This is a genomic window from Pseudomonas fluorescens, from assembly GCF_902498065.1.
Classification (GTDB): domain Bacteria; phylum Pseudomonadota; class Gammaproteobacteria; order Pseudomonadales; family Pseudomonadaceae; genus Aquipseudomonas; species Aquipseudomonas fluorescens_BJ.
Map to the genome: position 1 here is coordinate 437,255 of NZ_CABVIR010000004.1, position 26,186 is coordinate 463,440.

The 26,186-nt window shown below is 58.7% G+C and carries 25 protein-coding genes and 2 pseudogenes; 18 read left to right on the forward strand and 9 right to left on the reverse strand.

All coding sequences use genetic code 11. The features are described 5' to 3' along the window. Positions 1 to 13: 13 nt before the first annotated feature. Complete coding sequence (locus tag F8N43_RS17945; protein ID WP_150634006.1) at positions 14 to 958, reverse strand: alpha/beta hydrolase; 945 nt, start codon at positions 956 to 958, stop codon at positions 14 to 16. 214 nt (positions 959 to 1,172) lie between these two features. On the opposite strand from F8N43_RS17945, the gene fadD2 reads away from it, so the two are divergent. Both fadD2 and fadD1 read left to right on the forward strand, forming a co-directional pair. Then, positions 1,173 to 2,861, forward strand: coding sequence for a long-chain-fatty-acid--CoA ligase FadD2 (gene fadD2, locus F8N43_RS17950; RefSeq protein ID WP_150634005.1), 1,689 nt, complete (start codon positions 1,173 to 1,175; stop codon positions 2,859 to 2,861). A 354-nt stretch (positions 2,862 to 3,215) separates the two neighbouring features. Then, positions 3,216 to 4,916 (forward strand): long-chain-fatty-acid--CoA ligase FadD1, encoded by a 1,701-nt coding sequence (fadD1, locus tag F8N43_RS17955; RefSeq protein ID WP_150634004.1) that lies wholly within the window; start codon positions 3,216 to 3,218, stop codon positions 4,914 to 4,916. A 173-nt stretch (positions 4,917 to 5,089) separates the two neighbouring features. Here fadD1 and F8N43_RS17960 read toward each other — a convergent pair whose 3' ends face one another. Continuing rightward, complete coding sequence (locus tag F8N43_RS17960) at positions 5,090 to 5,467, reverse strand: hypothetical protein (protein WP_150634003.1); 378 nt, start codon at positions 5,465 to 5,467, stop codon at positions 5,090 to 5,092. A 200-nt stretch (positions 5,468 to 5,667) separates the two neighbouring features. Between F8N43_RS17960 and F8N43_RS17965 the strand changes: the two genes are divergently transcribed. The 3 genes from F8N43_RS17965 (at position 5,668) to def (ending at position 7,523) form a co-directional block, all read left to right on the forward strand. Beyond that, positions 5,668 to 5,859 carry a CsbD family protein gene (locus F8N43_RS17965; RefSeq protein WP_010457349.1) on the forward strand — a complete coding sequence of 64 codons (192 nt, stop codon included), beginning with the start codon at positions 5,668 to 5,670 and terminating at the stop codon, positions 5,857 to 5,859. A gap of 171 nt (positions 5,860 to 6,030) precedes the next feature. After that, a complete protein-coding gene (locus F8N43_RS17970; RefSeq protein WP_150634002.1) occupies positions 6,031 to 6,987 on the forward strand; it encodes a YihY/virulence factor BrkB family protein in 957 nt (318 codons plus the stop codon). Next, positions 6,984 to 7,523, forward strand: coding sequence for a peptide deformylase (gene def / locus F8N43_RS17975; protein ID WP_150634001.1), 540 nt, complete (start codon positions 6,984 to 6,986; stop codon positions 7,521 to 7,523). The genes F8N43_RS17970 and def overlap by 4 nt, the downstream gene beginning before the upstream one ends. 120 nt (positions 7,524 to 7,643) lie before the next feature. On the opposite strand, the gene F8N43_RS17980 is transcribed toward def, so the two are convergent. Beyond that, the gene (locus F8N43_RS17980) at positions 7,644 to 8,066 is read right to left on the reverse strand and encodes a GNAT family N-acetyltransferase (protein ID WP_150634000.1); all 423 of its coding nucleotides are present in this window, start codon (positions 8,064 to 8,066) and stop codon (positions 7,644 to 7,646) included. Between the two features lie 431 nt (positions 8,067 to 8,497). On the opposite strand from F8N43_RS17980, the gene F8N43_RS17985 reads away from it, so the two are divergent. From F8N43_RS17985 to F8N43_RS18000, 4 genes are all read left to right on the forward strand, one after another. Beyond that, entirely contained in the window at positions 8,498 to 9,439 is a 942-nt protein-coding gene (locus F8N43_RS17985) for a fatty acid desaturase (RefSeq protein ID WP_150639977.1), read from the forward strand. Positions 9,440 to 9,513: 74 nt separating this feature from the next. Next, positions 9,514 to 10,305 (forward strand): phosphate/phosphite/phosphonate ABC transporter substrate-binding protein, encoded by a 792-nt coding sequence (locus F8N43_RS17990; protein WP_150639978.1) that lies wholly within the window; start codon positions 9,514 to 9,516, stop codon positions 10,303 to 10,305. Between the two features lie 156 nt (positions 10,306 to 10,461). Next, the gene (locus tag F8N43_RS17995; RefSeq protein WP_150639979.1) at positions 10,462 to 10,995 is read left to right on the forward strand and encodes a sigma-70 family RNA polymerase sigma factor; all 534 of its coding nucleotides are present in this window, start codon (positions 10,462 to 10,464) and stop codon (positions 10,993 to 10,995) included. After that, on the forward strand, positions 10,992 to 12,005 hold the full coding sequence (locus F8N43_RS18000; RefSeq protein ID WP_150639980.1) for an ABC transporter substrate-binding protein: 1,014 nt from the start codon (positions 10,992 to 10,994) through the stop codon (positions 12,003 to 12,005). The genes F8N43_RS17995 and F8N43_RS18000 overlap by 4 nt, the downstream gene beginning before the upstream one ends. Positions 12,006 to 12,132: 127 nt before the next feature. Here the strand turns inward: F8N43_RS18000 and gstA are convergent, their stop codons facing one another. Further along, on the reverse strand, positions 12,133 to 12,735 hold the full coding sequence (gene gstA, locus F8N43_RS18005) for a glutathione transferase GstA (RefSeq protein WP_150654107.1): 603 nt from the start codon (positions 12,733 to 12,735) through the stop codon (positions 12,133 to 12,135). Between the two features lie 99 nt (positions 12,736 to 12,834). Between gstA and F8N43_RS18010 the strand changes: the two genes are divergently transcribed. The 3 genes and pseudogenes from F8N43_RS18010 to F8N43_RS29925 form a co-directional block, all read left to right on the forward strand. Next, positions 12,835 to 13,707, forward strand: coding sequence for a LysR family transcriptional regulator (locus F8N43_RS18010; RefSeq protein ID WP_150633890.1), 873 nt, complete (start codon positions 12,835 to 12,837; stop codon positions 13,705 to 13,707). Between the two features lie 521 nt (positions 13,708 to 14,228). After that, a pseudogene (locus F8N43_RS29920) lies at positions 14,229 to 14,900 on the forward strand (PAS domain-containing protein); the annotation flags it as partial. Between the two features lie 120 nt (positions 14,901 to 15,020). Next, positions 15,021 to 15,443, forward strand: a pseudogene (locus F8N43_RS29925) (methyl-accepting chemotaxis protein); the annotation flags it as partial. An 84-nt stretch (positions 15,444 to 15,527) separates the two neighbouring features. On the opposite strand, the gene F8N43_RS18020 reads toward F8N43_RS29925, so the two are convergent. From F8N43_RS18020 to F8N43_RS18030, 3 genes are all read right to left on the reverse strand, one after another. Then, positions 15,528 to 16,091 carry a hypothetical protein gene (locus tag F8N43_RS18020; RefSeq protein ID WP_150633892.1) on the reverse strand — a complete coding sequence of 188 codons (564 nt, stop codon included), beginning with the start codon at positions 16,089 to 16,091 and terminating at the stop codon, positions 15,528 to 15,530. A 158-nt stretch (positions 16,092 to 16,249) separates the two neighbouring features. Then, complete coding sequence (locus F8N43_RS18025) at positions 16,250 to 16,882, reverse strand: glutathione S-transferase family protein (protein ID WP_150633893.1); 633 nt, start codon at positions 16,880 to 16,882, stop codon at positions 16,250 to 16,252. 80 nt (positions 16,883 to 16,962) lie between these two features. Further along, entirely contained in the window at positions 16,963 to 17,994 is a 1,032-nt protein-coding gene (locus tag F8N43_RS18030) for a LacI family DNA-binding transcriptional regulator (protein WP_150633894.1), read from the reverse strand. A gap of 215 nt (positions 17,995 to 18,209) precedes the next feature. On the opposite strand from F8N43_RS18030, the gene F8N43_RS18035 reads away from it, so the two are divergent. Continuing rightward, entirely contained in the window at positions 18,210 to 18,743 is a 534-nt protein-coding gene (locus tag F8N43_RS18035; protein ID WP_150633895.1) for a gluconokinase, read from the forward strand. Between the two features lie 82 nt (positions 18,744 to 18,825). After that, positions 18,826 to 20,178 (forward strand): GntP family permease, encoded by a 1,353-nt coding sequence (locus tag F8N43_RS18040; protein ID WP_150633896.1) that lies wholly within the window; start codon positions 18,826 to 18,828, stop codon positions 20,176 to 20,178. Positions 20,179 to 20,308: 130 nt separating this feature from the next. Here F8N43_RS18040 and F8N43_RS29930 read toward each other — a convergent pair whose 3' ends face one another. Both F8N43_RS29930 and alaC read right to left on the reverse strand, forming a co-directional pair. Further along, entirely contained in the window at positions 20,309 to 21,163 is an 855-nt protein-coding gene (locus F8N43_RS29930) for an RHS repeat-associated core domain-containing protein (protein ID WP_150654108.1), read from the reverse strand. Positions 21,164 to 21,376: 213 nt separating this feature from the next. Continuing rightward, positions 21,377 to 22,594: an alanine transaminase gene (gene alaC / locus F8N43_RS18055; protein WP_150633898.1), complete on the reverse strand. Its 1,218-nt coding sequence runs from the start codon at positions 22,592 to 22,594 to the stop codon at positions 21,377 to 21,379. Between the two features lie 139 nt (positions 22,595 to 22,733). Between alaC and F8N43_RS18060 the strand changes: the two genes are divergently transcribed. The 4 genes from F8N43_RS18060 to kdpA all read left to right on the forward strand — a co-directional run bounded on the left by F8N43_RS18060 (position 22,734) and on the right by kdpA (position 26,182). Beyond that, on the forward strand, positions 22,734 to 23,396 hold the full coding sequence (locus tag F8N43_RS18060; RefSeq protein ID WP_150654110.1) for a LysE family translocator: 663 nt from the start codon (positions 22,734 to 22,736) through the stop codon (positions 23,394 to 23,396). Positions 23,397 to 23,463: 67 nt separating this feature from the next. Then, entirely contained in the window at positions 23,464 to 23,949 is a 486-nt protein-coding gene (locus tag F8N43_RS18065; RefSeq protein WP_150633900.1) for a GyrI-like domain-containing protein, read from the forward strand. 260 nt (positions 23,950 to 24,209) lie between these two features. Beyond that, positions 24,210 to 24,308 (forward strand): K(+)-transporting ATPase subunit F, encoded by a 99-nt coding sequence (gene kdpF, locus F8N43_RS18070; RefSeq protein WP_095130908.1) that lies wholly within the window; start codon positions 24,210 to 24,212, stop codon positions 24,306 to 24,308. A 167-nt stretch (positions 24,309 to 24,475) separates the two neighbouring features. Continuing rightward, the gene (gene kdpA / locus F8N43_RS18075) at positions 24,476 to 26,182 is read left to right on the forward strand and encodes a potassium-transporting ATPase subunit KdpA (protein WP_150633901.1); all 1,707 of its coding nucleotides are present in this window, start codon (positions 24,476 to 24,478) and stop codon (positions 26,180 to 26,182) included. Positions 26,183 to 26,186: the final 4 nt, after the last annotated feature.

Consider the following 26,186-nt stretch of genomic DNA (forward strand, 5'->3'; position numbering starts at 1 on the left):
ACCACAAAAAAAACTATTCGGATCGGGGCGGGCGGCGGTGGCTCAGGGCTTGCGCGATCCAGCTCAGCACATCGGCCGTCACTTCATCGCGATTGCTCTCGTTGAACAGTTCGTGCCGTGCCTGCGGGTAAATTTTCAGTTGCAGGCTCTGGCTGCCAGCGGCACGTAACGCCTCGGCCAGATCTTTCAGACGCTTGCCTTCACTCACCGGATCACATTCGCCGCCAATCACCAGCAGCGGCAGGCCCGGATCGATCTGGGCGAGATTGGACGCTTTGCTGATTTGCTGCAAGCCGCCGAGCAAATCGATCCAGAACTGATTGGTGCAGCGAAAGCCGCAGAGCGGATCGTTGGCGTACTTGTCGACTTCGGCCGGGTCGCGGCTGAGCCAGTCGAACGAGGTGCGCGCCGGTTTGAACTTCTTGTTGAACGAGCCGAACGACAGCCATTCGATCAGCGCGCTTCGGCCCTTCGGCCCCTGGCGCAAGCGTTCGAGGCGTGCGATCTGCCGGGCTGCGCGATAAAGCGCTACGGGTTGAAAGTTCGAACCACTGAGCACCGCGCCATACAGGCTGGCACTGTGATGCAGCAGATAAGCCTGGGCGATGTAGCTGCCCATGCTGTGGCCGAGCAGCACGATCGGCACGCCGGGATGTTGCTGCCCAATGTGCTGATTGAGGCTGGCGAGGTCGCCGACCACCTTGCACCAGCCATCGTCGTCGGCGAAATGACCGAGTGTCCCGTTTTCGGCGGTTTTGCCATGTCCACGCAGGTCCGGCGCATACATACCGTAGCCCTGTTCGCAGAGCTGTTCTGCCAGGCGCGCGTAGCGACCGCTGTGTTCGGCCATGCCGTGGGCCAGCAGGATCACCGCTTTCAACGGCGCTGCGGGCAGCCACTGGTTGACGAAGAGGCGGCTGCGGTCACTCGCGGTCAGCCAGAAGGTGTCGTGGATCATGGCGATTCCTTTGCATGGGCTCGGTCCATTGTATAGCGCATCCTGCGCTTGCCGTCTGATCAGGCCGCACCACGGCACCAAGATTCACACGGTCAATGACGGTTGTTGGCATATTTGCCTGATTCGCCATAGCTGCTAGTGTCCGTGAAGCTCCGCTTTTTCAAGGCGACACAAAAGCGGCCCCGGATAGGTTCAGGTAAAGAGGACAAGAACAATGCAACCTGATTTCTGGAATGACAAACGCCCGGCCGGCGTACCCCTGGACATCGATCAAGGGGCTTACAAGTCGGTGATCGAGGTGTTCGAGCGTTCCTGCAAAAAATTTGCTGACCGCCCGGCCTTCAGCAACATGGGCATCACCTTGACCTACGCCGAACTGGAACGCTACAGCGCCGCGTTCGCCGGTTACCTGCAAGCCCACACCGACCTGGTGCCGGGGGATCGCATTGCGGTGCAGATGCCCAACGTCCTGCATTATCCGATTGCCGTGTTCGGTGCGTTGCGCGCCGGGCTGATCGTGGTCAACACCAATCCGCTGTACACCGCACGGGAAATGCGTCACCAATTCAAGGATTCCGGTGCCCGCGCGCTGGTGTACCTGAACATGTTCGGGCAGAAGGTCCAGGAAGTGCTGGCCGACACCGACATCCAGTACCTGATCGAAGCGAAGATGGGCGACCTGATGCCCGTCGCCAAAGGCTGGCTGGTCAACACCCTGGTCAGCAAAGTGAAGAAAATGGTCCCGGACTATTCCTTGCCGCAGGCCGTTTCCTTCAAGAGCGCGCTGCGTCTGGGCCGAGGCCTGGGCATCAAACCGTTGAACGCCGGTCTCAACGACATCGCCGTGCTGCAATACACGGGTGGCACCACCGGTCTGGCCAAGGGGGCGATGCTGACCCACGGCAATCTGGTGGCGAACATGCAGCAGGCCCGCGCCTGCCTCGGCCAGTTCGGCGATGACGGCCAGCCGTTGCTGCGCGAAGGCCAGGAGGTGATGATCGCACCGCTGCCGCTGTACCACATCTATGCCTTCACCGCGAATTGCATGTGCATGATGGTGACCGGCAACCACAACGTGCTGATCACCAATCCACGAGACATCAAGGGCTTCATCAAGGAGCTGAAAAACTGGCGGTTCTCGGCGTTGCTGGGGCTCAACACGCTGTTCGTCGCGCTGATGGACCATCCGGACTTCAAAACCCTGGACTTCTCCAGCCTCAAGCTCACCAACTCCGGCGGCACCGCGCTGGTCAAGGCCACCGCCGAGCGTTGGGAGCAACTGACCGGGTGCCGTATCACCGAAGGCTACGGCCTGACCGAAACCTCGCCGGTGGCGTGCACCAACCCGTACGGCGACAAATCGCGGATCGGCACGGTCGGCCTGCCAGTGCCGGGTACCACGCTGAAAGTCATCAACGATGAAGGTGTCGAGCAGCCGATGGGCGAGCGCGGCGAACTGTGCATCAAAGGCCCGCAGATCATGAAGGGCTACTGGCAGAAACCCGAAGCCACTGCCGAAGTGCTGGATGCCGAAGGCTGGTTCAAATCCGGCGACATTGCCGTGATCGACCCGGACGGTTTTGTGCGCATCGTTGATCGCAAGAAAGACATGATCATTGTCTCGGGTTTCAACGTGTACCCGAACGAGATCGAAGACGTGGTGATGGCTCACCCGAAAGTCGCCAACTGCGCAGTCATTGGTGTGCCGGACGAGCGTTCGGGCGAGGCGGTGAAGTTGTTTGTGGTGGCGCGTGAGTCGGGGGTCAGCCTTGAAGAGTTGAAGGCTTACTGCAAGGAAAACTTCACGGCGTACAAAGTGCCCAAGCACATCGTGTTGCGTGAGTCGTTGCCAATGACGCCGGTGGGCAAGATTCTGCGGCGGGAGTTGCGCGATATTGCCTGATCGGTGAATGGCCGCGTTTTGCGCGGATCGCGAGCAGGCTCGCTCCCACAAGGTCACCGGTGATCCTGTGGGAGCGAGCCTGCTCGCGATTTTTTTGGACAAGCCCCCGATTTTAAAGGCTTTCAGGGGTTTATAGAATTTTTGCTCTAAAATGACTGCTTGTTATTCTTGAGTCACGAATGTGACTGTAGAGGCCGCTTTTGGCTCTAGTCGGCCCTTGGCAAAGCTGCTACTCTCGGCGCGCTTTGTGACCTCTCGGCCTCTGTAAAAGCCCAGACTCACCAATAATCAAACACCAATAATAATCGCATCAAATGCGGTATTTGAATTCGCGTTGCTGAGGAGTGGGCTTCCATGATCGAAGACTTCTGGAAGGATAAGTACCCTGCCGGGATTGCTGCCGACATCAATCCGGACGAGTATCCGAATATTCAGGCAGTGCTGAAACAGTCCTGCCAGCGCTTCGCCGACAAGCCGGCATTCAGCAACCTGGGCAAGACAATCACCTACGGTGAACTGTACGAATTGTCCGGTGCCTTTGCCGCTTACCTGCAACAGCATACCGACTTGCAGCCGGGCGATCGAATCGCCGTGCAACTGCCCAACGTATTGCAGTACCCGGTCGCCGTGTTCGGTGCCATTCGTGCCGGGCTGATCGTGGTCAACACCAACCCGCTGTACACCGCGCGGGAAATGGAACATCAATTCAACGACTCCGGCGCCAAAGCCCTGGTGTGCCTGGCCAACATGGCGCATCTGGCCGAGACCGTCGTGCCGAAAACCGGCGTCAAGCACGTCATCGTCACTGAAGTCGCCGATCTGCTGCCGCCGCTCAAGCGCCTGCTGATCAACAGCGTCATCAAGTACGTGAAGAAGATGGTCCCGGCGTATCACTTGCCCAAAGCTATCAAGTTCAACGACGTGTTGAGCAAGGGCCATGGCCAGCCAGTGGCGGAAGCCAACCCGGCCAGCGGCGACGTGGCGGTGCTGCAATACACCGGCGGCACCACCGGCGTGGCGAAGGGCGCAATGCTGACCCATCGCAACCTCGTCGCCAACATGTTGCAGTGCAAGGCGCTGATGGGTTCCAACCTGAATGAAGGTTGCGAGATCCTGATCACGCCGCTGCCGCTTTACCACATCTATGCCTTCACCTTTCATTGCATGGCGATGATGCTGATCGGCAACCACAACATTTTGATCAGCAACCCGCGCGACCTGACGGCGATGGTCAAGGAACTGTCGAAGTGGAAGTTCAGCGGCTTCGTCGGCCTCAACACCTTGTTCGTGGCCCTGTGCAACAACGAAGGCTTCCGCAAGCTGGATTTCTCGGCGCTGAAAGTCACCCTGTCCGGCGGCATGGCCCTGCAACTGGCCGCGGCCGAGCGCTGGAAAGCGGTCACCGGTTGCGCCATCTGTGAAGGTTACGGCATGACCGAAACCAGCCCGGTCGCGACGGTGAACCCGATCCAGCACATCCAGATCGGCACCATCGGCATTCCGGTGCCGTCGACCCTGTGCAAAGTCATCGACGATGCCGGTGTTGAACAGCCGTTGGGCGAAATCGGCGAACTGTGTGTGAAAGGCCCACAGGTCATGAAGGGCTACTGGCAGCGTCAGGAAGCCACCGACGAAATGCTCGACAGCGAAGGCTGGTTGAAGACCGGTGACATCGCGCTGATCCAGCCTGACGGCTACATGCGCATTGTCGATCGCAAGAAAGACATGATTCTGGTGTCCGGTTTCAACGTCTACCCCAATGAACTGGAAGACGTGTTGGCGACCCTGCCGGGCGTGCTGCAATGCGCAGCGATCGGCGTGCCGGACGAGAAGTCGGGCGAGGCGATCAAGATTTTCATCGTCGCCAAACCGGGCGTGACCCTGACCAAAGAGCAGGTGATGGAGCACATGCGTGCGAACGTCACCGGTTACAAAGTGCCGAAAGCGGTGGAATTCCGCGATGCGCTGCCGACCACCAACGTCGGCAAGATCTTGCGTCGTGAGTTGCGCGACGAAGAGCTGAAGAAGATCAACGCGAAGAAAGTAGGCGCGTAACAAACAAAAAGCCCCGCAGATGCCGAAGATGCGGGGCTTTTTGTTGCCTGACCGGAAAGGTTCATTGTCTGTCAGACCGCTTTCGCGAGCAGGCTCGCTCCCACATGTGACCGCATTCTTCCTGGAGGAACTCGGTCAACTGTGGGAGCGAGCCTGCTCGCGAAGCTTTTAGCTCAGAGGCGGAACTGCGCGAAATTGACGTTGGTACCCGCCGGGCGCATGTCCTGGAGGTACGAGTCCTTGTCGGCGCTCAGTTCCAGGCTCAAGGCCGCTTTGCGTTTACCTTCGTTGCGCACCACCAGGCCTTCGAGCTTCTCGCGCAGGAACACCGTCGGCACTTTCAGGTGCAGCAGTTCGTCGGTGTCCGGCGTGTGCATCAGCAGGTGAATCCATTCGTACTGACCAATGGCCAGGCGCGCCACCGGGAGATCGAACCACCAGATGTTGCGGTTACGGTTCAATTCGGCGAAATGGCAGTTGTTGACGCCAAGCACAGCACCGCCGAGTTCCAGGTTTCTGCGGGCAATGGCCTGCTTTTTATCGAGTTTCATAACATTCCTACGGGATTGGATCTTCAGCGCCATGGCCTGAATACGTTGCGCATTCTCGGGGGTTGGTTGGCAAACATAAAGCCCAACCTGCACAGAACGATGAAATGACGCCGGGAAAATAAATGAAACTCCGCACAAACGGCTCCGGTCAATCCTTGTGTAACGACTTTTCTCGTTCAATTGTTCACAGGAGAATCACCATGAGCAGCACTGGCGATAAAGTAAAAGGCATGGCCAACGAAGCCGCCGGCAACGTCAAGCAAGGCGTCGGCAAGGCCACCGGTAACGACAAAATGCGCGCCGAAGGCGTCGTGCAGGAAAGGAAAGGCGAAGCTCAGCAAGCAGTGGGCAAAGCCAAGGACGCCATCAAGAAAGGCGTCGACAAGGCTTAATTCGGCCTTGGGTGAGTATCAGAAACGGCCATCCACGGATGGCCGTTTTTGTGTCAGCCTGAACTTGCACACTGAAATTGTTTCAAAGTCGCCAAGTAGGCTACTTTGATGTAGAAAACGGCCCCTGAGTCGCCACGACTTCAACCCGATTTGCGGCGAAAGGAGACGCTAATGTTTTTCCCACACATGAAAGGCCTGCGCCTGCACCGTGTCATGGTGCGCACGGTGACCGAGTTCGTCGCCGACGAGATGTCGACCTATGCCTCGGCGCTCGCCTATCAAATGCTGTTTTCGCTATTTCCCTTCATCTTGTTCCTGATCGCCTTGATCGGTTTCCTGCACCTGCCGGACTTCTTCTCCTGGCTGCGCCTGCAATCGGAACTGGTCCTGCCGCCCCAGGCGCTGGAGCAGGTGAACCCGGTGATCGACCAGCTCCAGCAATCCAAGGGTGGCTTGCTCTCGGTCGGTATTGTCATCGCGCTGTATACGGCTTCGGCCGGCGTGCGCCTGATGATGAGCGCGATGAACGCCGCGTACGATGTGGTGGAGGGTCGTCCTGCGTGGAAACGTTTTCCGCTGTCGATTTTCTACACCATCGGCATTGCCGGCATGTTGTTGATCGCCGCCGCGTTGATGGTGCTCGGGCCGCAGGTGATGGGCTGGATTGCTGCGCAGGTCGGGCTGGAAGACTTCATTGTCACGGTCTGGACGATCGCCCGCTGGCCAGTCATCGTTGTCCTGATGATGATTGCGGTGGCTTTGATCTATTACGTCATGCCCGACGTCAAGCAAGAGTTTCGTTTCATCACCCCTGGCTCGGTGCTGGCGGTGACGGTGTGGATTGTCGCTTCCCTGGGGTTCGCGTTCTACGTCAAGACTTTCGCCGACTACAACGCCATGTATGGCAGTATCGGCGCGATCATCGTGCTGTTGCTGTACTTCTACATCTCCGCCGCGGTGCTGTTGCTCGGCGCGGAGATGAATGCGGTGATCGAACACATGTCGACCGAAGGCAAGGACCCTGGCGAAAAGGTCCCCGGCGAGCTCGACCATGAACACAAACACCACGTTTCGGGACTGGGTCGGGACCACTCGATCAAACCGAGCACTGACGAAGTCATCAAATGATCCGTGAAATTCTGAAAATGGGCGACGAGCGCCTGCTGCGCATTGCACCGCCGGTCCCCGCCGAGATGTTCGACAGCCCCGAGTTGTGGCAACTGATCGACGACATGTTCCAGACCATGGAAAGCGTCGGTGGGGTCGGTCTGGCCGCGCCGCAGATCGGCGTCGATCTGCAACTGGTGATCTTCGGCTTCGAGCACAGCGAGCGCTACCCGGATGCCGAAGCGGTGCCGCAGACCATTCTGATCAATCCGCTGATCACGCCGTTGAGCCCGGTGATGGAAGAGGGTTTCGAAGGTTGCCTGTCGGTGCCCGGCCTGCGTGGCGCGGTAGACCGTTATCAGCAGATTCGTTACGAAGGGTTCGACCCTAAGGGCGAGCCGGTCGTGCGCATTGCCGAGGGCTTTCATGCCCGTGTGGTGCAGCACGAATGCGATCATCTGATCGGCCGGTTATATCCGTCGCGGATTACCGATTTCAGCAAGTTCGGCTTCACCGAAGTCATGTTCCCGGATCTTGATCCCAACGCCGACGATTAACCCGAATTCACAACAAAACAAATGTGGGAGCGAGCCTGCTCGCGATAGCGGTGTGTCAGTCAACCGATGTGTTGAATGTAAAACCGCTATCGCGAGCAGGCTCGCTCCCACAGTTGATCTTCATGTCGACCCTACCGGTTCCAGCCCCATCGCAATCATCGGTTTGCTGCGCGCATAGCGGCTCAAGCGTTCGACCATGGCGTAAGGCATGGCCGGATCGAAGGTAAAACCGCGTCGTTCATAAAATCCGCGCAAATCCGGGTGGCAGAACAGCCACACCGGTAGTTCGAGACCTTTCACCGCTTCGGCAATCAGCGTCGCTGCGATCCCTTGTTCACGACAGGCGGGATCGACGAACAAACCGGTCAACCAATGCCCGCCCGAGACTGGCCGCAAGCACAGTGCCGCAATGATCTCGTCGCGCCTGGCCACCCACAGCCGAGCGTCGCGGACTGCTTTCATCGACGATTGGTGGGCACGATAAAACTTGTTCATCAGCGGCCATAACGGCTCGGCGAGCAAGGTGTACTGGGTGTCGGGCATGGGTTGGGTCTGTGAGTGCGCAAAGCGGGCGATTATAAAAGAACGCGCGGCGGGGGATAGGTGTATACCTGATCTCACATCCCGTATGAGTGGAGTACGTATCATGGCCAAAGGCATGGATTCAAAAAAAGCAGCGAAGAAAAAACCGGCGAAAACCGCCGATGAAAAGCGCGCGGACAAGAAGGCCAAGAAGGTGGATGTGTTCGGCCATTAAGCTGTAAGTATCAAACCCACGTTCCCCTGTAGACGCTGGCTTGCCGGCGATGGACTTTCAGACCCCGCGTTTATCTTTGTAAACGCGTCGTCGTTAACGCCCATCGCTGCGGTGCGGCGAACCGACAAGCCAGCGCCTACAGGGGGCGCAAAATAATCTGCAAGATTTCCCGATGCCATTGCACAGAAGGGGACTGGTCCCCGATCTGAGCAACGCCATGCCCCATTATTTCGATAGCGCCCACCAAGAAGAAATCGAAACCCTGCGCCAACGCCTGACCGCTCGCACCGAGTGGCCGACCTGGTTGCTGCTGATCGGCGTGTACGTCGGCTGGTTCAGCATCGTGCTGGTCAGCGATCGATTGGGCATCTGGTGGAGCACATTGCTGCTGATTCCGCTGGTGGTGCTGTGGTTGTCGGTGCAGCACGAATTGCTCCACGGTCACCCCACCCGATGGACCACGCTGAACAAAATCCTCGGCTATGCACCGTTCGCCGTCTGGTATCCCTACACCTTGTATCGCGACAGCCACTTGCTGCATCACCGCGACGAAGACCTGACCCTGCCGGGCATCGATCCGGAAAGCCGTTACCTGAGTGCCGGGCGGTGGCAGGGCAGCTCAGTGTTCGAGCAGAGCCTGCACTGGCTGAACAAAACCGTGCTGGGGCGCTTCATCCTCGGTGCGCCGCTGGCCTTGCTGGCGCTGGCCCGCGAAGAACTGCAGCGCCTGAAAGCGGGTGAGCGGCAGGCCTGGTTGATGTGGCTGACCCACGGCACACTGACGGTGTTGATGTTGCTGTTCATCGCCCGCTACAGCGTGCTGCCGGTGTGGCATTACCTGTTGTTGATCAGTGTGCCAGCGCTGTCGATCTCGATGATCCGCTCTTACTACGAACACCGTCCCCATGCGCAACCCGAGCAACGCACCGTGCTCAACGAAGCCGGCTGGCCGTGGCGCTGGCTGTTCCTGAACCTCAATTTTCATCTGGTGCATCACGACCTGCCTGGCTTGCCCTGGTACGACTTGCCCCGCGCCTATCACGCGCGTCGCGAGCAATGGGTGGCGCGCAGCGGCGGGTTTCTGGTGCAGGGTTATGGCCAGTTGTGGCGTGAGAATGGGATAAAGGCGATCGATAGCCCGAAACATCCATTTCACTGATTACGAACCCATTCCCCTGTGGGAGCGAGCAGGCTCGCTCCCACAGTTGAACTCCGTTGCCGGGAAGACTTTTGATGACACAAGACATCGCCGAATTACTGATGTACGTCGCCCCCGAACCGATCCGCGAGGCCAACGAGCGCTGGCTGACAGGGATCCTCGAGCGTCTGGGTGCAACCCGTCGAAACGCCGAAGCGGCGTCGCTGATGGAGTTGTGGCTGTCCCCGCATTTGCTGGTGACCCAAACCTGCGGCTACCCGCTGATGACCGCATTGCGCGGCCAGGTTCGGATCATCGGCCGGCCTCGCTACGAACTGCCGGACAGCAGCGGCGGCAACCATTGCAGCCTGCTGCTGAGCCGTGCCGATGATTCACGCCGGACCTTGCCCGCGTTTTTCGGCAGCCGTGGCGTGATCAACGGCGAAGACTCCAACAGCGGCATGAACCTGTTGCGCCAACGACTGGCGCCGTTGCACCGTGACGGACAATTCTTCGCCAATGTCGGTATCAGCGGCAGCCATCGTGAAAGCCTGCGCTGGCTGCGTGAAGACCGTGCCGACCTCGCCGCCATCGACAGCGTGACCTTCGCCTACCTTGCGCAGCACGCCGAAGAGGAAGTCGCGGGATTGAGAGTGGTGGTACGTAGCGCGTTCAGCCCGACCTTGCCGTATATCACCGTGGCGACGGTTAGCGATGAACAGGTTGAGGCGCTACGGCAGGTGATGAACGAGGCATTGCGGGAGCTGCCTGATGTGGTTGAAGTCCTTGGTTTGCAGGAGGTTTTACCGGCGAGGGAGGGGGACTATCAAATTGTTCTCGACTATCAGCAGGAAGCCGAGGCGTTGGGGTTCGGGCGTCTGCGTTGACTTAAGATTTTTTCGCGGGCAAGCCATCGATCGTTAGGTAATTCCATAAAAGAATATAAAAATGCTTTTTAAGTATTATTAACGAATAAGGCTCCTTGCTAGGATTCGCGTCACCGGACCACCGGACGTTCAGCGACCCTAACTCTTGGAGCCTCTATGTCCGGCACCGACGTGTCCCATCGAAACGATGTCGGCGGATTGTTCCGCGCCCATTACCCCTGGCTGTGCGCTCGGTTGCGCCAGTTTCTGGGGGCCAGTTCCAGCGTCGAAGACGTTGCCGCCGAGACCTTCGCGCAACTGCTGGAATCGCCGGGGCTGACGCCGATCCGCGAGCCTCGCGCCTTGCTCACCACCATCGCCCGCCGATTGATTTATCAGCTCTGGCGTCGTCGCGATCTGGAACGTCAGCACCTCGATCAACTGCAACACCTCGATCAGCCACGCGCCTCCTCGCCCGAGGAATTGCTGCAGCTGACCCAGGCGTTGCACCGCCTCGACCGGACGCTGGAGCGTTTGCCGGGCAAAGTCCGGGCGACGTTCCTGTTGTCGCGCATCGATGGCTTGACGTACCCGCAAATCGCCGCCGAACTGGGCATTTCCCAGCGCTCGGTCAGCGTCTACATGACCCGCTCCCAAGCGTTGTGCACCCAGCACAGCGCCAATGAACCCTTGCACCAGAGGTCCGCATGAAATCGATCAAAACCCTGCTCGGCAGTTCGCTGCTGGCCCTGAGCCTTGTGGCGACCCACGTTCCTGCCGCAGAAAAAACCGCGCCGATCCACTTCGGCGACATCACCTGGGAAAGCGGCAGCCTGATCACCGAGATCCTGCGGTTGATCGTTGAAAAAGGTTACGGCTACCCGACCGACACGTTGCCGGGCAGCACTGTCAGCCTCGAAGCGGCATTGGCCAAGAACGACATCCAAGTGATCGGCGAAGAATGGGCCGGTCGCAGTCCCGCGTGGGTCAAGGCTGCGTCGGAAGGCAAAGTGTTTGGGCTGGGCGACACGGTCAAAGGCGCCACCGAAGGCTGGTGGGTGCCGGAATACGTGATCAAGGGCGACCCGGAACGCGGGATCAAACCGCTGGCGCCGGAGCTGAAATCCGTTGCCGATCTGGCGCGCTACAAAGACGTGTTCCGCGACCCCGAAGACCCAAGCCGCGGACGCTTCCTCAACAGCCCGACCGGCTGGACCTCGGAGATCGTCAACAGTCAGAAACTCAAGGCTTACGACCTGACCACCAGCTTCGTCAACTTCCGCACCGGCTCTGGTGCGGCGCTGGATGCCGAGGTCGCATCGTCGATCCGTCGCGGCAAACCGGTGTTGTTCTACTACTGGTCGCCAACGCCGCTGTTGGGTCGCTTCAAACTGGTGAAACTCGAAGAGCCGCCGTTCGACGCCGAAGCCTGGAAGACCCTGGCCGATGCCAACAATCCAAACCCTAAAGGCACGCGCTCGATGCCGGCGAGCCTAGCGATCGGCGTGTCTGCGCCGTTCAAGACGCAGTATCCGGATTTGGTAGCGTTCTTCGAGAAAGTCGATTTGCCGATCGATCTGCTGAACCAGACGCTGGCGCAGATGAGCGAAAAACGCCAGCACCCGCGTCAGGTGGCGCAGGCGTTTTTGCGTGATCAGCCGCAGATCTGGAAGGGTTGGGTGCCGGGTGAGGTGGCGACCAAGGTGAGTGCGAGTTTGTAGTTCTGCTGTGATTGGAAGATCGCCATCGCGGGCAAGCCCGCTCCCACAGGGTTCGTCGGTGTTCACTCATCGAGTGGCACACAGCCGATCCTTGTGGGAGCGGGCTTGCCCGCGATGATCTCAAGGCTTACGCAGATTCTGCGGCCAACGCCGCTTGCACTGTCGGGCGCAAATCTACCCGTGCCTGAAACCGCACCAACGCCGGCCAGTCATTCAAATCAATCGCAAACAACGGCGCCCACCGCAACACCGTTAACAAATACGCGTCGGCAATGCTGAAGCCACCCGCGAGCAGATAATCCTGCCGCTCCAGTGTCTGGCACAACACCGCAAAGCGCTTGAACAGTTTCTCCTTGAGCAGCGTTTTCACTTCTTCAGGGAACTGTGTGTTGAACAGCCAGCCCAGCCCGCCATGAATCTCCGTCGAAACGAAATTCAGCCACTCCTGCAACCTTACCCGCTCGAACGTTCCATTGGCGGGCGCCAGACCCGCCTCGGGTCGCAGGTCCGCCAGGTATTGCAGGATCGCCGGGCCTTCAGTCAGCACCTCACCGTTGTCGAGTTGCAGCGCCGCGACGTAACCCTTCGGGTTGATGGCGAGGAAGTCGGCACCGCTCGCGGTCTGTTTGGTGCGGTTGTCGACGCGGATCAACTCGAACGGCAGATCAAGTTCCCGCAGCACAATGTGCGGTGCCAGCGAGCAGGCGTGGGGGGCGTAGTACAACTTCATCGGCGGGGCTCTGGTTGGGGATTTGTGCCAGTGTCATAGTGCGCGGGAGCATCGGTAAAATTAATTTTTCAGAAAATTGCCATAAGGAAAGCTACTGCCATGATGAACCTGATGCACTGGCGAATGGTGGTGGCCGTGGCCGATACGGGCAACATCACCCGCGCGGCCGAGCGGGTCGGCATGACTCAATCAGGCGCGAGCCAGGCGTTGGCGCTGATCGAAGAAACCCTCGGCGTGCAGCTGTTCACTCGGGAGAATCGGCAAACGCTGCCGACCGCCATCGGCCTGCCGGTCATCGAGCAGGCACGGACCATGCTCGGCGCCCTGGAAAACATCCGCAGCACCGTCGATGCCGCAAAAGACATCCAGCGCGGGACGATTCGGCTGGCGAGTTTCCCCATGGTGCTGGCGACCTTTCTGCCGCCGTTGCTGCGCACTTTCAGTCGGCTTTACCCTGGCATTCAGGTAGTCGCGCTGGAAGTCAGCGACGATGAAGTGGAAACATTGCTCGGCGCCGGTCTGGTGGATGTCGGCGTGGTGCTGAACCCGGCGCCGGAGCGCAATGCCGGTCGTTTGGGGCGCGATGCCTGGGTCGCGGTGTTGCCGGGCGGCCATCCCTTGGCGCGCCGCTCGATTGAACAAGGCGTCACCCTCGCGGAGTTGGCAGACCAGCCGTTTGTGCTGGCCACCGGCGGCTGTTCGACCAACGCCCGCAGCCTGGCCCTCGATGCCGGTCTGCAATTGCGCGACGTTCGGGTCGAGGTTCGTGAGTGGAGCAGTGCGTTCACCTTGGTGCGGGAAAACATCGGGGTAACCCTGGTGCCGGAAATGACTTTGCCCAGCCATCTCCAGGGGCTGCGTGTGGTGCCGGTCAAACCGCGTATCGATCGCGAGTTTGCCTTGGTGGTCGCGGCAAACAAACAACCCTCGGCGGCGGTGCAGGCGTTGTTGGGAATGCTGGCGGAACGATAAGTCTGGCGTTAGCTGAACCGATTTTGTCCTCGATACTGGCCGACTAGTGGCCTTGCAAGCCTATTGCGGCTGGCTATGCTCAGTTCTGAGTAACCATGTCGGTCGCCATGTGAAGGCCGTCATGCCCGCTCCAAGAGTGCGCAACCCAAGGCGCCGATGCGAGCACAAGGAGCGTTACGGTAAAGGGAATTACTTATGGAAAAAACGTTAGGGCTGGCCCGGTCCCGGGCTATCAAGAGACGGATGTCTTGATAAGAGCGTTGCCACATGGACTCTCCGATTCAACATCATTGATCACCTGACAAATCCTCCCTTGGAGGAATGCGTGTGCCTGTTCCATGGAACGTTGTGGTGGATACGTTGAAAGACCGCAGAACTTTCATCAATCAAACGACCGCGCTTAGGGTGATACGACCATGTTTAACCTACATCACAAGTCTGACCTGCTGGAAATCGAGCGCTACAGTTGTGCGCTGACCGAGGCCAACGCCAAGTTGGCTGCCGTCAGTCGTTCGATGGCGATGATTGAATTCACCCCTGACGGCATCGTGCTTGATGCCAACGACAACTTTTGCAACGTCATGGGTTACAGCGCCGAAGAAGTGCGCGGCAAACATCACCGGATCTTTTGCGAAGAAGCGTTTTATCGCAGCGAAGCCTACGCGAAGTTGTGGCGTGACCTGGCCCGTGGCGAACCGGTCAGCGGGACTTTTTTACGCTTGAACAAGAGCGGCAAGGAGATCTGGCTCGAAGCCAGTTACATGCCGGTTATCGGTGCCGACCGGCAAGTCAGCAGTGTGATCAAAGTCGCGACCGACATCTCGGACAGGATTAACAAGGAACACGAAAACGAAAGCATGCTCGCTGCAATCGGTCGGTCGATGGCGATGATCGAATTCACCCCCGAAGGCAATGTGATCACTGCCAATGAAAACTTCCTGAAGACCACGCATTACGCGCTCAACGAAATCGTCGGCCAGCATCACAGTCTATTTTGCCACCGCGCCGAAGCTGAATCGCCGTCTTACAAAGCGTTCTGGGCCTCACTGAATCGCGGCGAATATCACTCACACCGTTTCGAACGCAGAGACAAGCACGGTCATACCATTTATCTCGAAGCGTCCTACAACCCGCTGTTCGACGCCAACGGCCGATTGTACAAAGTGGTGAAGTTCGCCAGCGACATCACGCAACAAGTGACCACACTGCAAACGGCGGCGGAGTCGGCCCACAGCACTTCTGTACAGAACGACGCCTGTGCGCAGAAGGGATCGCAGGTGGTGCAGCAGACGGTGCAGATCATCCAGGACATTTCCAAAAACTTGAACGAAGCCGCGATGAGCATCGATGCGGTGAGCAAACAGTCCGACATCATCGGCACCATCGTTCAGACCATTCGCGGCATTGCCGACCAGACCAACCTGCTGGCGCTCAACGCGGCCATCGAGGCGGCTCGGGCCGGGGAACACGGCCGAGGGTTTGCCGTGGTGGCGGATGAGGTTCGCAACCTCGCGGCACGCACGAGTCAGGCGACGCTGGAGATTGTCGACGTGGTGCGTAAAAACCATGATTTGTCGTTGAGCGCGGTGTCGAGCATGCAGTCGAGTCTGAGCCGCACCGGTCTTGGGGTGGAACTGGCGAACGAAGCGGGGGAGGTGATTCTGGAAATCCAGCAGGGCTCGCGGCATGTGGTGGACGCGATCAGCCAGTTCAATTCAACGCTACAGTTGAATTGAAACGCTGGAGCCAGCTTGCTGACGATGGCGTCCTGAAGATCGCCATCGCCGGCAAGCCGGGCTTCAACAGATGCATCAGCAAATTCAGAGCGATGCGAGGAACTTGTCGACCACTTGGGTGCTGCCTTTCTCACTGCTGCTGCCGTTGTCTTTATCGGCCTGCGCCAGTTTCATCTTGTCTTGCAGGCGCTCGGCAATCTCTTTACCGATCGCCAGTTGTTTCTCTGGCGGCATGGCTTTCAGGTCTTCTTCGGTAATCCCCATCTCCTCCAGAATACTGTCGCGCAACCGCTGTTCCGGGGTTTTGCTCATGTAGTCCTTGAAGTCTGCCATGGCGCTGCTTTCACCGGCCTTCGGCACTGGCGAGGCATCGGTGGCTTGCAACGCAACACGGGTTTTGGCGAACGCTTCATCGATGTTGTCGCTGATTTTGTTGGCGGCGTTGACCTGTTCCGTGGCGAGTCTGGCAGTAGATGCCTGGACCTTCCCCTCGTTCTTCAGGTTTTGCAGCTGGATATTGTTTTGCACGCTCTGCATCAACACGGCTTGCAGGCCACCCTGAAGACCTGCAGCGGCGTCCGCGGTCGGTTCGTCGCCCGGCTTTTTGGGGAGCGGCGTCATTACGTTCTGTTTTGCACTGACCAACATGATGAATAGACCTTGTAGGTGTTTGCGTTGCAGTGATTTCAGCAAATAGCGTGCCTAAGCAATAAACTCAAATATTTTCAATGAGTTATGTTTTTGCTTGAGCCATTGGCGGAAGAATTGCGGTCAACCTTTGCCGCCTGCCGGCAGAGGTCGACCCATCAAGGCAGACCGTTGCAGCCATGTTTGAGGAACCCTGGTCGTTGCGCCAAACGTTGGAAATACTCGTCGATGGCCGGGAAATCCGGTCGATCCATCGGCGTCATCAGCCAACGGTTGACTGACAGCCCGATGACGATATCGGCCAGCGTAAACCGTGGCCCTGCAACATAAGCTTTAGTGGCCGAGAGCTGATGTTCGAGAATGCCCATCTTCTGGTTCCAGCCGCGTAAGCCAGTGGCAATCCGGTGCGCGTCCTGGAACTCCGGGTCTTTGCGTACCAGCGCTGTGAATGCGTAGCTCCAGGACGAGTTGAGATCAGTGGCCTGCCAATCCATCCATTGCTCCACCCGGGCACGCGCCGCGGGTTCGTGCGGCAGCAATTCAGCGTGTGAATGTTTGCCGGCCAGGTAACGGCAGATGGTGTTGGACTCCCACAGCACGCCAGCGTCGTCGATGATCACCGGTACCTGCGCATTGGGGTTGAGCCGGACAAACTCGGGGCTGTGGGTCGACGCATAACCGCTGCCCCAGTCTTCTCGCTCGTAGGAAAGGTCCAGCTCGTCGCAGGTCCACAGGACTTTTCTGACGTTGATGGACGACGCTTTACCGAGGATTTTCAGTACATGTTCCATGGAGCTGCTCCTTTAGCGATCAGACGCTTCTGGAAGGTCAGAATACCCCTCTAGGAGCCAGCAAGCCGGCTCCTACAGTGCTACGTACTTTCGCGCACTTTCAACTCAAACCCCATGTCCTGCACCGGTTTTGCCACCGTATTGCCCGCCATCAACGTCAGCATCTGTTCCGCCGCGCGCCGGCCAATCGCCTCGCGCGGAGTGCTGATGCTGCTCAGGCGCGGGACCATGTGCGCCGAGGCTGGCAGGTCGTTGAAACCGAGGATTGCCACTTGTTCAGGGATTTTGATCCCGCAACGCATCGCTTCCAGCAGCGCGCCCTGCGCCAGGTCATCGTTGCCGAAGAAGATGGCGTCGACATCGGGATGGCTGGCGATCAGTTGCAGGAACAGCTCGCCGCCCAGACCGACGGAGGACGCGCGTGGTGTCAGCACTTCCAGGTCGGGATCATATCGACCGGCCTTTTGCAGGGCCTTGCGAAAACCTTCGCCACGCAGCAGCGTTCGTTGATCCAGTTGCGCACCGATGTACGCCAGGCGCTTGCGGCCGCGGGACAGCAAATGCTCCGCCGCTGTTTCTCCGGCCGCCAGTTGCGAGAAACCTACGCAATTAAGTCCGGCGGCGCTGTCGAGTTCCATCATGTACACACAGGGAATATTGCTCGCCTCGATCATCCGCCGCGAACTTTCGGTGCGGTCAAACCCGGTCAGCAGCAAGCCGCGTGGCTGATAGGCCATGTAATTGCGCAGCAGGTTTTCTTCTTCATCGCGTGAGTAATGGAAGTTGCCGATCAGCACTTCGAAGCCCTTCGGTCGCAAAACCTGATGAATGGCCTCCAGCGTGTCGATGAACAGCAAGTTCGACAGCGACGGCACCAAAACCACCACGGAATGGCTCTGGGCCGAGGCTAACGCGCGAGCGGCGGGGTTGACCACGTAGTTGAGTTCAAGCGCGGCCCTCTGCACTTTTTCCACCAGTTCGGCGGCCACCGTGCTCACGCCACGCAAGGCGCGGGAGGCGGTAATCGGGCTGACGCCGGCCAGTCTGGCGACTTCATTGAGGGTAGGACGGCCAGTGGTTCGCGTATTTTTATCGTTTTTAGAGGAGGTCATCGGGCGGCTTGCCAAACAAAATTCAAGGCACTAAGGTAGCGCTGTCCCGATGCAGCTGCAAATGCGTAAGCGAGTTTTGCCTGAACCTCGCTTTTCAGCGTCGGCAACGAACATGCTGCAACCCACAAAAATGACAAGAAGGCGTCGGCAACTTCTGCTTTTGATCTAGTGTCATAACTGGCAAAGGTAGCGCTGTCTGCGCGCTGAGGTGTTACATGAATCATCCCATCACCGCCCTGGTCATCATGGGCGTTGCCGGTTGCGGCAAGACCTGCGTCAGCGAAGCCTTGTGCGAGCTCAGCGGCGCCACGGCCATTGAAGGCGACACTTTTCACCCCGCCGCCAATATCGAAAAGATGAGCGCGGGCATTCCCCTGAACGACGACGACCGTGCCGGCTGGCTCGACAGCCTGTGCGATGAACTTCGTCGCGTCGACGCCACGGGCCAGCGCCCGGTGCTGACCTGCTCGGCGCTCAAACACAGTTACCGCGAAGTATTGCGCAGTGCCTTGCCAGGCCTGGGCTTCGTGTTCCTTGAACTCACGCCTGAAGTCGCCGCCGATCGCGTCTCCCATCGGCCGGGCCACTTCATGCCGTCGACCCTGATCGACAGCCAGTTCGCCACCCTTGAATCCCCCGTTGGTGAACCATTGACACTGGCCCTCGATGCCTCGAACCACAGCGTCGACCAATTGGCGATACAGGCGCATGCCTGGTGGCTGGAACACGGCTTGAAACGCGCCGGTTAAATTTTGCTTGAAGAGATAGCGCTGTCCTTATGGCTTTCGAATTACCCGCTTTAATAACAACAACAACCAGGAGACACCCCTAATGTTTGGCATGTCCCACGAGACGTTCCTGCTGCTCGATGCAGTGGTCACGGTGATCGGGCTTATCGTCCTGATCACCAAGTTCAAGTTCCACCCGTTCATTGCCCTGATTATTGCCGCAGCCTTTCTCGGGCTGACCTCCGGCATGCCGATCGGCACCATCATCAAGGCGTTCCAGGACGGCTTCGGTGGTGTGCTCGGTTTCGTCGGGATCATCCTGGCGCTGGGCACGATGCTCGGCAAGATGATGGCCGAGTCGGGCGGGGCGGATCAGATTGCCCAGACGCTGATTCGCGCGTTCGGCAAGGACAAGGTGCAGTGGGCAATGATGTTCGCTGCGTTCCTGGTCGGCATTCCGCTGTTCTTCGAAATCGGTTTCGTGCTGTTGATCCCGCTGGTGTTCATTGTCGCCCGACGTACCGGCGTGTCGATCATCAAGATCGGTATCCCGCTGCTGGCCGGTCTGTCTGCGGTGCACGGTCTGGTGCCACCACACCCGGGCCCGCTGCTGGCGATCGGCGTGTTCGGTGCCGACATCGGTAAAACCATTCTCTACGGCCTGATCGTTGCGCTGCCGACGGCCATCATCGCCGGCCCGATCTACGGCACATTCATTGCCAAATACATCCCCGGCCACCCTAACCAGGAACTGGTGGATCAACTGGCGCGCGAGAACGATTCTGCCGATCTCCCGAGCTTCTCCATCACCTTGATTACCGTGCTGTCGCCGGTGTTCCTGATGCTGCTCAAGACCTTTGCCGATGTGGTGCTGCCGGACGGCAACTTCTTCCGCACTTTCATGGACCTGATCGGTCACCCGATCTCGGCGCTGCTGCTGGCGTTGCTGCTGTCGCTGTACACCTTTGGCTACAAGCAGGGCATTGGTTCCAATCAGATGCTCAAATGGCTGGACGCGAGCCTTGCGCCAACCGCCGCGATCATCCTGATCATCGGTGCCGGTGGTGGCTTCAAGCAAATGCTGGTGACCAGCGGCGTGGGTAATGTCATCGGTAACATGGCGGTGGCCGCGGAAATCTCGCCAATCCTTCTGGCGTGGCTGGTGGCGGCGGTGATCCGTATTGCGACCGGCTCGGCGACCGTGGCGACCATTACTGGCGCAGGCATCGTGGTGCCGGTGGTGGGGATGATTCCGGGTGTGAACCGTGAGCTGCTGGTGCTGGCGACTGGCGCCGGTTCGTTGATTCTGTCGCACGTCAACGACGCCGGTTTCTGGCTGGTGAAGCAGTACTTCAACATGACCGTAGCGGAAACCTTCAAGACCTGGACGGCCATGGAAACCATCCTGTCGGTGGTCGGGTTGGGCTTTATCCTGCTGTTGTCGATGTTCGTTTAAATACAGCTCAAAACACCAAATGTGGGAGCGAGCCTGCTCGCGAATGCGGACTGACATTCAACATCTTCATTGAATGTTAAGCCCTCTTCGCGAGCAGGCTCGCTCCCACAGTTTTTTATGCTGGGCGCAGTTAGCGTTGTCGCAGATTATTAAGACGCACTTGGAGCCGGTCATCGGCAGAAGCATTGCTTCTGTTGGAGCCCGGGGTTGAGCTCGCATAACCCGAGTCAGCACTGTGATTGCTGATGCTTGAAACAGTACTGACAGTGCTGGGAGTGGAAGCAGAACTGGAGTGACTGGAGACGCTGCGTCTGGATGGTTGGCGAGACAGGCCCCCGTTTTGCGCTGTATTCGGTGTCGTGGCTTCTGTAGAGGTCGCTGGGGATGTTGTGACCGGATTCGAGTGAGCTTGTTCGCCCTTCCAGGTGGGCGCGGCGTGTCTTCGACCTTTCCCCCCGGCTGGTACGATTGGGGGGCGTCTATTCATTTGGGCATTCTCGACAATGCCGCCAGCAACGTTCAAAAGTCCACTTTCTCCAGATCCCTTTTGGGGTAGTAGTGCGTTTCTTCGCGGGCCACTTGACGTATTGGACAAACTTAAAAAATCCCAGATGTTGAGTAACTTGCTCCAAAAGGAACGTCCCGTCGGGTCCACATTCATCACTGGCTCACCACCACAATACATGTACGTATTCATTCCACCCTTTTCGAAAGGACTGGATTTGTCCGGACTGTGAAAGCGCATCAATCGCGGGTTATAGACGCGATAACCGTTCCCCAAAGCATACCCATCAATCTTCGCCTCTCGCCGTTCGCCGTTAAACCCCAATTGCGTCATGACCTCCTGTCGGGAGGACTGCTGACCATAGGGGGAGTAGGCGAGGTGATGAATGCTGCCGGCCATCTCGGCGATCACAGTGTTTTTGCAGTCGCTGGCCAACAATAAGGTGCGGGATGTGTGATGGGCAGGCTTGGATGTGGGCATGGTGGGGCCTCTTTGTTAGACCGCAGGTCAATAAAGGTCTCCAGCATTTCACGTTGTTCCAGCACCGGTAACTGGTAGAACTACCAGGTTTCGTCGAGTGCACCGCCAAACAAATGTGGGAGCGAGCCTGCTTGCGAAGGGGGCGTATCAGTCAATGGTGATGTTGATTGATACACCGCATTCGCGAGCAGGCTCGCTCCCACAGGTTTTGTGTCAGGCGCTGGTTTTTGTGATCAACCCATCGGCGCGGAACATTGCGCGAATCCCGCGCACGGCCTGGCGAATCCGGTCCTGGTTTTCGATCAGCGCGAAGCGCACATGATCATCCCCATATTCCCCGAACCCGACACCCGGCGAGACGCAGACCTTGGCCTCGGCGAGCATTTTCTTGGCGAACTCCAGTGAACCCAGGTGTGCATACGCCTCGGGGATTTTCGCCCAGACATACATCGACGCCTTCGGATTCTCGACCATCCAGCCCAGTTCATGCAGGCCTTTGACCAACACGTTGCGACGCTGCCGATACTGCTCGGCGATGTCTTTCACGCACTGCTGATCGCCTTCCAGCGCCGCAATCGCCGCGACTTGCAGCGGAGTAAAGGTGCCGTAGTCGTGGTAACTCTTGATCCGCGCCAGGGCGTTGACCAGTTCCGGGTTGCCGACCATGAAACCAATGCGCCAGCCCGCCATGTTGTAGCTCTTGGACAGGGTGAAAAACTCCACCGCGATGTCCTTGGCGCCCGGTACTTGCATGATCGACGGGGCTTTCCAGCCGTCGTAGACGATGTCGGCGTAGGCCAGGTCGTGCACCACCAGCACGTCGTACTGTTTGGCGAGGGCAATCACCCGCTCAAAGAAATCCAGCTCCACGCACTGCGCGGTCGGGTTGGACGGGAAGCCGAGGATCATCATTTTCGGTTTTGGAATCGAACCGCGAATCGCCCGTTCCAGTTCCGCGAAGAAATCCACGCCCGGAATCAACGGCACCGAACGCACCTGGGCGCCGGCAATCACCGCGCCGTAGATGTGAATCGGGTAGCTCGGGTTCGGCACCAGTACGGTGTCGCCCTGGTCGAGGGTGGCCAGCATCAAGTGCGCCAGGCCTTCCTTGGAACCGATGGTCACGATGGCTTCGGTTTCCGGGTCGATGTCGACCTCGTAGCGATCCTTGTACCAGTTGGAAATCGCCCGGCGCAGGCGCGGAATACCCTTGGACGTGGAGTAGCCGTGGGTGTCTTCGCGCTGGGCGACGGTGACGAGTTTTTCGACAATGTGCGGCGGAGTCGGGCCGTCGGGGTTGCCCATGCTGAAGTCGATGATGTCTTCGCCACGACGACGGGCGGCCATCTTCAGCTCGGCAGTGATGTTGAATACGTAAGGGGGGAGTCGATCTATGCGCGCAAAGCGGCGCGGCGAACCTGGGTTAGCCATTGTTGCCTCGGATAACGTGAGCGCCCGGAACCGTCCGAGCGACGCTGGTCACTGCGGTGACCTGTTGCGGAAGATAAGGGGTGGCATGGCACACTGTCCAGCCAGTGTGTAAACAAATTTTTCCGAAGGATAACGGTTGATGGAATTTAGCAGCGGCTTCTTGCTGAGCCTTTCTCTGTGCCTGGACATCGGCGTGGCCAACATCGCGATGATCACCTTGGCGATGCAACGCGGCTATTTTCAAGGCTTTGCCCTGGGGTTGGGGACGTGTGTCGGCGACTTGATTTATGCGGTGCTGGCACTGGCCGGCATGACTGTTTTGCTGCAATACGAAACCGTGCGCTGGGTGTTGTGGATCGGCGGTTCGGTGTTGCTGGTGTACTTCGCGGCGAAGATGATCTATTCGGCGATTCACCACGAAGCCGTATTGGCGCAGACCGCTGAAGTGGGTCACAACTCGCACCGTAAAGAGTTTTTCCGCGGGATCTTTCTCGCTATGTCGTCACCCAGCGCCATTCTCTGGTTCGCGGCGGTGGGCGGTACGTTGATCGCGCGTTCCGGCGGTGGCGGGGCGCTCAGCTCGGCACTCTTCCTTGGCGGCTTCCTCTGCGCCGGGTTGCTGTGGTCCGCCGGCCTGTGCTTCGCCGCGAGCCATGGCGGCAAGTTGCTCGGCGACAAACTGCTGCGTTATTCCTACATGGCATCGGCGGCGATCTTCTGCTATTTCGCGGTGTACGTGATTCTATCGGGCTACAACGAGTTTGTAGGCGCGGGTGCTGTCGATGCGCTGCACAGCCTCTGACTGGGCTAATCGGGTTTGGCTTCTATACTCCCAGCCGAACCCACTTTTTTGATCCAGGAGTCGAGTCATGGATGAGCAATCAGGCGTAAAACCGGACGAGCCACGTTTTGAACACGGGCACTTTCTGCTCATTGCGGGGCTTGGTGGTCGATTTACCGCAGCTACAACCAAAGCGATTCCCGACCTTTGGGAGAAATTCATTCCCGAGATTGGCAAGATTCCCGGTCAAAAAAGCGAAGTGACCTACGGCATCTGCTGTAATCCTGATGGCAAGGGCGGCTTCGAATACATTGCCGGTGTCGAGATCGACAAACTCGACGACCTCCCCGAGAAGTACCGCTGGGTCGAGGTTCAACCCCAACATTATGCGGTGTTCGAGCACAAAGGCTCGCTGGACCAGTTACCCGAGACGTTTCAGTACATCTGGAAAACCTGGTTGCCGCAGTCCGGTAAAGAGGCCGCAGACGCCCCGGAATTCGAACGCTACAGCGAAGACTTCAACCCGAAGCTCAACACCGGCAAGCTGGAAATCTGGCTTCCACTCAAGTCGTAATGAGACGAGCCCGCGACGGGCACTTAACGGTGTCCGTCCAAAGCTGTCGTTGAGCCCTCGCATCCCCCCCGCACACCGTCCGTTCCGTTCGTTCTATACGCCGTCTTAATACCGCGGCCCCCAATCAGTGTCCGTCCTTGATACCCCCTCTCTTAACCTGCACGGCGCAGATAAGAGCGCGTATTCAGTGCGTTTTTTGCTCTGGCGCGCTCTACCGGGACCCGATTGCGGGTGCCTTCGTTTAGTCAGGGGGAGCTGTCTTGTTAACACTCGAGTTCATTTACATCGCCAGCGGCCTGTGTGCCGCCCTGTTGTTCGCCTACCTGGGTTACGCCCTTATCCGTGCAGAGAAATTCTGATGGCCGCAGTCATTGCGGCACAGGCGTTTTTATTCGCCCGCCAGGGCGGTCTTGAGAAAGGAAACCGGCAATGTACGACCTGATTTTCATGGGGGTTAGCGTGGTGTTTTTTGCTGCGACAGCCATGGTCATCGTCGCCATGGGCAAGATTTGAACGGAGCATCGACATGTTGAGCACTATGCTGGAATTTGCGGTGATTCTCGGGTTGATGACCGGGCTCGCCGTTTTGATGGGGAAGTGGCTGACGCGGGTATTCACCGGGCGAAAGCATGCCTTGGCGGAGCGCGCCACTTATCGTTTGCTGGGGATCGATTCGACCGAAACCATGGGCTGGGCGCGTTACGGCTCGGCCCTGTTGTTGTCGAACGCGGCGATGATGTTGCTGGGTTACATCGTGTTGCGCCTGCAAGGTTTCATGCCGCTCAACCCCTTGGGGCTGGGCGCGCAAACACCGGATCTGGCGTTCAATACCGCGGCGTCGTTTATCACCAACACCAACTGGCAGGCGTATTCAGGTGAAACCAGCCTGTCCAACTTCAGCCAGATGGCGGTCATTACCTTCCTGATGTTCGTCGGCGCAACAGCGGGCGTTGTGGCGGCGGCGGGGTTTATTCGCGGCCTCAGTCGGTCGAATTCCGCTGACATCGGAAACTACTGGGTGGACTTCACCCGTACGCTGTACCGAGTGATGCTGCCGCTGTGTTTCGGCTTGGCGCTGGTGTATGTCTGGCAAGGCATGCCCCAAACCCTCAACTCCCAGGCCCTTGCCTCCACGCTGGAAGGCGCGCAGCAGCAATTGATTGTCGGCGCGGTGGCGAGCTTTGAATCCATCAAGCACATCGGCACCAACGGCGGTGGCTTCTTCAGCATGAACGCCGCGCACCCGTTCGAAAACCCGACGCCGCTGACGAACATGCTGCACATCCTCAGCATGCTGCTGATCCCGTCAGCGCTGACGTACACCTTCGGCAGCATGCTGATGCGTCGGCGTCAGGGCTGGGTGTTCTTTGGCACATTCCTGGTGATGTTCGTCGGCTTTCTGAGCATCGTTTACACCGCCGAACAAAGTGGCAACCCGCTGCTGACCCGAGTGGGCGCGGATCAGGTGCTGTCGGCCACCCAGAGTGGCGGCAACATGGAAGGCAAGGAACTGCGCTTCGGGATTGCCGACACCAGCCTGTTCGTGACCACCACCACCGGCGCCACCACCGGCTCGGTGAATGCCATGCATGACTCGCTGACGCCCATGGGCGGCTTCGTACCGCTGGCGCAGATGATGCTCAACTGCGTGTTCGGTGGCGACGGCGTGGGCTTTATCAACCTGATCCAGTACGCCCTGCTGACAGTGTTTCTGGTGGGCATGATGATCGGTCGCAGCCCGGAGTTTCTCGGCAAGAAGATCGAGGCCCGGGAGATCAAGCTGGTCATGCTCTCGGTGTTGGCACACCCGGTCTGCATTCTCGGCTTCACTGCCCTGGCGGCGCTCTGGCCCGACACCCTCAACAGTCTCAACAACCAGGGGCCCCATGGCTTCAGCGAGGTGCTGTATGCCTACACCTCGGGCACGGCCAACAACGGTTCGGCATTCGCCGGATTGAACGCCAATACGCCGTTCTTCAACACCACCATCGGTCTTGCCATGTTGCTCGGACGATTCTTCACGATGCTGCCGATGCTCGCGGTCGCGGGTTCCCTGGCGATGAAAAAGAACATCCCGGCCGGTGCCGGCACTATCCCGACGGCCACACCGCTGTTCATGTTTCTGGTGGTGTTCGTGGTGTTGGTGGTGGGCGGCCTGACTTTCCTGCCGGCGCTCGCGCTCGGCCCGCTGGTTGAGCAACTGCAGTTGCTGACCGGCCAGACCTATAAGTGAGGGG

Coding starts and splice junctions, on each gene's coding strand:
- F8N43_RS17945 (WP_150634006.1), bottom strand. CDS start 958: ATGATCCACGACACCTTCTGGCTGACCGCGAGTGACCGCAGCCGCCTC.
- fadD2 (WP_150634005.1), top strand. CDS start 1,173: ATGCAACCTGATTTCTGGAATGACAAACGCCCGGCCGGCGTACCCCTG.
- fadD1 (WP_150634004.1), top strand. CDS start 3,216: ATGATCGAAGACTTCTGGAAGGATAAGTACCCTGCCGGGATTGCTGCC.
- F8N43_RS17960 (WP_150634003.1), bottom strand. CDS start 5,467: ATGAAACTCGATAAAAAGCAGGCCATTGCCCGCAGAAACCTGGAACTC.
- F8N43_RS17965 (WP_010457349.1), top strand. CDS start 5,668: ATGAGCAGCACTGGCGATAAAGTAAAAGGCATGGCCAACGAAGCCGCC.
- F8N43_RS17970 (WP_150634002.1), top strand. CDS start 6,031: ATGTTTTTCCCACACATGAAAGGCCTGCGCCTGCACCGTGTCATGGTG.
- def (WP_150634001.1), top strand. CDS start 6,984: ATGATCCGTGAAATTCTGAAAATGGGCGACGAGCGCCTGCTGCGCATT.
- F8N43_RS17980 (WP_150634000.1), bottom strand. CDS start 8,066: ATGCCCGACACCCAGTACACCTTGCTCGCCGAGCCGTTATGGCCGCTG.
- F8N43_RS17985 (WP_150639977.1), top strand. CDS start 8,498: ATGCCCCATTATTTCGATAGCGCCCACCAAGAAGAAATCGAAACCCTG.
- F8N43_RS17990 (WP_150639978.1), top strand. CDS start 9,514: ATGACACAAGACATCGCCGAATTACTGATGTACGTCGCCCCCGAACCG.
- F8N43_RS17995 (WP_150639979.1), top strand. CDS start 10,462: ATGTCCGGCACCGACGTGTCCCATCGAAACGATGTCGGCGGATTGTTC.
- F8N43_RS18000 (WP_150639980.1), top strand. CDS start 10,992: ATGAAATCGATCAAAACCCTGCTCGGCAGTTCGCTGCTGGCCCTGAGC.
- gstA (WP_150654107.1), bottom strand. CDS start 12,735: ATGAAGTTGTACTACGCCCCCCACGCCTGCTCGCTGGCACCGCACATT.
- F8N43_RS18010 (WP_150633890.1), top strand. CDS start 12,835: ATGATGAACCTGATGCACTGGCGAATGGTGGTGGCCGTGGCCGATACG.
- F8N43_RS18020 (WP_150633892.1), bottom strand. CDS start 16,091: ATGTTGGTCAGTGCAAAACAGAACGTAATGACGCCGCTCCCCAAAAAG.
- F8N43_RS18025 (WP_150633893.1), bottom strand. CDS start 16,882: ATGGAACATGTACTGAAAATCCTCGGTAAAGCGTCGTCCATCAACGTC.
- F8N43_RS18030 (WP_150633894.1), bottom strand. CDS start 17,994: ATGACCTCCTCTAAAAACGATAAAAATACGCGAACCACTGGCCGTCCT.
- F8N43_RS18035 (WP_150633895.1), top strand. CDS start 18,210: ATGAATCATCCCATCACCGCCCTGGTCATCATGGGCGTTGCCGGTTGC.
- F8N43_RS18040 (WP_150633896.1), top strand. CDS start 18,826: ATGTTTGGCATGTCCCACGAGACGTTCCTGCTGCTCGATGCAGTGGTC.
- F8N43_RS29930 (WP_150654108.1), bottom strand. CDS start 21,163: ATGCCCACATCCAAGCCTGCCCATCACACATCCCGCACCTTATTGTTG.
- alaC (WP_150633898.1), bottom strand. CDS start 22,594: ATGGCTAACCCAGGTTCGCCGCGCCGCTTTGCGCGCATAGATCGACTC.
- F8N43_RS18060 (WP_150654110.1), top strand. CDS start 22,734: ATGGAATTTAGCAGCGGCTTCTTGCTGAGCCTTTCTCTGTGCCTGGAC.
- F8N43_RS18065 (WP_150633900.1), top strand. CDS start 23,464: ATGGATGAGCAATCAGGCGTAAAACCGGACGAGCCACGTTTTGAACAC.
- kdpA (WP_150633901.1), top strand. CDS start 24,476: ATGTTGAGCACTATGCTGGAATTTGCGGTGATTCTCGGGTTGATGACC.